Origin of the sequence: Mesorhizobium sp. M7A.F.Ca.AU.002.02.1.1 (assembly GCF_003998535.1) — a bacterium.
Classification (GTDB): Bacteria; Pseudomonadota; Alphaproteobacteria; order Rhizobiales; family Rhizobiaceae; genus Mesorhizobium; species Mesorhizobium ciceri.
This window is the reverse complement of record NZ_RZPB01000790.1, coordinates 1-2,682: the sequence shown is the minus strand read 5'-3', so window position 1 is coordinate 2,682 and position 2,682 is coordinate 1. Positions and strand designations below refer to the sequence as shown.

Genomic DNA, 2,682 nt, shown 5'->3' with positions numbered 1-2,682 from the left:
TTGCGCAGGCGCGGCAGCACTTCCGAGCGGCCGGGCGGCGGTTCGTCGATATGCGCCATCAGCGGCAGGCCGGCCTGGTCGGCGGCCTCCAGCGCCAGATCCACCGGCGCGATGCCGCTGGTGCCGCCGGCATGCTTGCCCGAGCGAACCTTTACGCCGACCACGACATCGCGGTGCTCGCGCACCGCAGCCACAACCTCGCGCGGTTCGCAGAGCCTGAGATCGCTGCACTCGCCGACCGACACCGTCTGCGAGAAGCCGAAAATGCCGGCAAAGGAAATGTTGACATAGGCCAGGATGCGAACCTTCGAGCGCTCCATGACATGGCGGCGGAAGCCGAGGAAATTGCCGGCGCCCGCACTGCCGGCATCGATGAAGGTGGTGGTGCCGCTCTTGGCGGCCAGCCGGTCGGCATCGACGCCAAGCGACGTGCCGCCCCAATAGACGTGGCTGTGCAGGTCGACCAGGCCCGGCGTGACGATGCAGCCGCCGGCATCGACGATCTGCGCGGCGCTGTCCGCCGGGATATCGGCGTCGACCGCGGCAACGCGGCCATTGGCGATGGCGACATCGCGCAGCGCGTCGAGGCCAGCGGCCGGATCGATCAGCCGTCCGCCCTTCAGCAGGAGGTCGAATTGCATGGAGTAACCTCCGCTCGTTGCTTTGCTTACAGAGGCCGATAGGCGACCGCCTCGACCTCGATCTTGATATCGATCATCAGCCGCGATTCGACCGTGGTGCGGGCCGGCGGGTTCTTCGGAAAGTGCCTGGCATAGACCGCGTTGAAGGCGCCGAAATCGCGCGCGTCTTCCAGCCACACGGTGGTCTTCACCACATCGTCCATGGTGCAGCCGGCCAGCGCCAGCGCGGCCTTGACGTTGGCGAGCACCTGCTCGGTCTGTTCCGATATGCCGCCCTTGACCACGATGCCGTCGCTGCCGACGGGAACCTGGCCCGAGACATAGACGAGATCGCCTGCCCGCACGGCGGGCGACAACGGCACATGCGACGTTCCAAAACACTGTTTCGGCAAGGGACAAGCCTCCTCTGATGACAGGACGGGGTGCCATTGCAGCGCCCGCTTCGATCGACATTTACGCCGATCCGGCCGATCCTCATAGGGGCCTTGTTGGAAAGCAACATTCTTGGAAATCTGCGTTGCTTTATTACAAGAGCCCTTGCATCGTACGCGCTGACGGGCGGCTTGGAAGCCGCACCGCATAGACGGATTTGCCAGAGCGGAGACAGCAGCAATGACCTACGACAAGAACCCGTTTCCATCAGGCGATGCCGATCGCCACGCGCTCTGGGAAATGCTGGTGCGGCGCGACATCGACGCCTTCATCGGCCAGGACTGGGCCATGGTCGAGGACGATTTCGTCGCCGAGAGTTTCTTCGGCATGCATGCGCATTTCCTGCACAACGCCGACGCCTGGCGGCTGCAGTTTCCAAGGCTCGAAGTCTATCGCGACGAATGGCTGCGCCAGGCCAAAGAGACGGCGGCGACCAAATTCGCCGAGCCGCTGCGCGAGGCGCTGTTTCGCGTCACCAACATGCGAGACATCGACGTCGACGGCGACCGCGCCGTGCTGCACAAGAAGTTCGACGGCTCGGTCGCCAAGGCGGACGGCAGCGTCGACCGGCTGAAATGGCAGACGCTGTATTTCTGCAGCAAGGTCGGCGGAAGCTGGAAGATATCAGGCTTCGTCGGCTACATGCCGCATCCGCTCGGCAGCTAGAGCCAGCTGATCAGTAGAGCGTGACGAAGGCCGGAAACAGCATGCCGGTCGCCCGGAAATGCTCGACCAGTTCGATGGCCGGGAAGATGGCGAGGAAATAGAGCCCGTCGAAAAACGTGCGCTTCAAAGCCCGCGTCGAGAACTGCAGTTCGTCATCGTCGCGGTAGAGCAGCGGGTTTGGCCAGAACCGGGGCGTGCTCTTGGTGTAGGCAAGATAGGCTGGGCCGAACTTGCCGAGCAGAAATTCGGCTTCCTTGCGCGCCGTGACGCGAAAGATGAAAAAGCTGGCAAGGCCCAGCGCCACGGCCGTCATCAGCGAGCCGTAGAGCAATCCAATGCCGACCGCGCCGACCGTCGAGAAGAAATAGAGCGGGTTCTGCGTGGTCGAGAACGGTCCCGTCGAGACCAGTTCCTCGTTCTTCTTGCCGCCGACATAGAGAATGCTCCACAGCCGCCCGACGACACAGACGAGCACCAGGCAAAAGCCGAAGAATTCGAGCGTTTCGTGCCCGTCGGAGCCCTCGCTCAGCCCCGGCTTGGTGAGAAACAGCAGCAACACCGCCAGCGCCGCCGCAACCCGCACGAAGATCAGGCGCTTGCGCTGGTCGAAGGCCTGGGAAACCGGCTTGAGGGTAGCGTAGGTCATTTGGTGTTTCCTGGGGCACTGACGAGTGCCCGTGAGCAATGGGCATGACATTGATGGCGGATGAAAGGCGCACGCCCTCTATCGGCGCAGCGCCGGGCGTTCGTAAAGGACTTTGCGCGGCCCACGTCCATTCTTACGAATTTGTATGCCGCCGGACAGGCCGGCGTGAACTCGTTTGCTTACGCTGCGCGGATCGCCACCGCCGCAACCGTCGACCTCAGGACTTCAGCCATGCTCGCGCCCAACAGGCAACAACCCGCCCCACCGAGCCACAACAGAGTTCCCGACGTCACTCTC

Annotated in this window: 4 protein-coding genes; 1 reads left to right on the top strand and 3 read right to left on the bottom strand. The window is 63.5% G+C overall.

Annotation, left to right across the window (positions count from 1 at the left end; translation table 11 throughout):
- Positions 1 to 641, bottom strand: a 641-nt coding sequence (locus EN879_RS31330; protein ID WP_348631512.1) for an amidohydrolase family protein, incomplete at its 3' end; no start/stop codon positions are given.
- Between the two features lie 26 nt (positions 642 to 667).
- Complete coding sequence (locus EN879_RS31325; RefSeq protein WP_063169591.1) at positions 668 to 1,033, bottom strand: RidA family protein; 366 nt, start codon at positions 1,031 to 1,033, stop codon at positions 668 to 670.
- 220 nt (positions 1,034 to 1,253) lie between these two features.
- Between EN879_RS31325 and EN879_RS31320 the strand changes: the two genes are divergently transcribed.
- A complete protein-coding gene (locus EN879_RS31320) occupies positions 1,254 to 1,739 on the top strand; it encodes a hypothetical protein (protein ID WP_027162851.1) in 486 nt (161 codons plus the stop codon).
- A 10-nt stretch (positions 1,740 to 1,749) separates the two neighbouring features.
- Here the strand turns inward: EN879_RS31320 and EN879_RS31315 are convergent, their stop codons facing one another.
- Complete coding sequence (locus EN879_RS31315) at positions 1,750 to 2,385, bottom strand: isoprenylcysteine carboxylmethyltransferase family protein (protein ID WP_063169592.1); 636 nt, start codon at positions 2,383 to 2,385, stop codon at positions 1,750 to 1,752.
- Positions 2,386 to 2,682 lie beyond the last annotated feature (297 nt).

Bases quoted from the DNA above. Each gene is read 5' to 3' on its own strand.
- EN879_RS31320 (WP_027162851.1), top strand. From the start codon at position 1,254: ATGACCTACGACAAGAACCCGTTTCCATCAGGCGATGCCGATCGCCAC.
- EN879_RS31315 (WP_063169592.1), bottom strand. From the start codon at position 2,385: ATGACCTACGCTACCCTCAAGCCGGTTTCCCAGGCCTTCGACCAGCGC.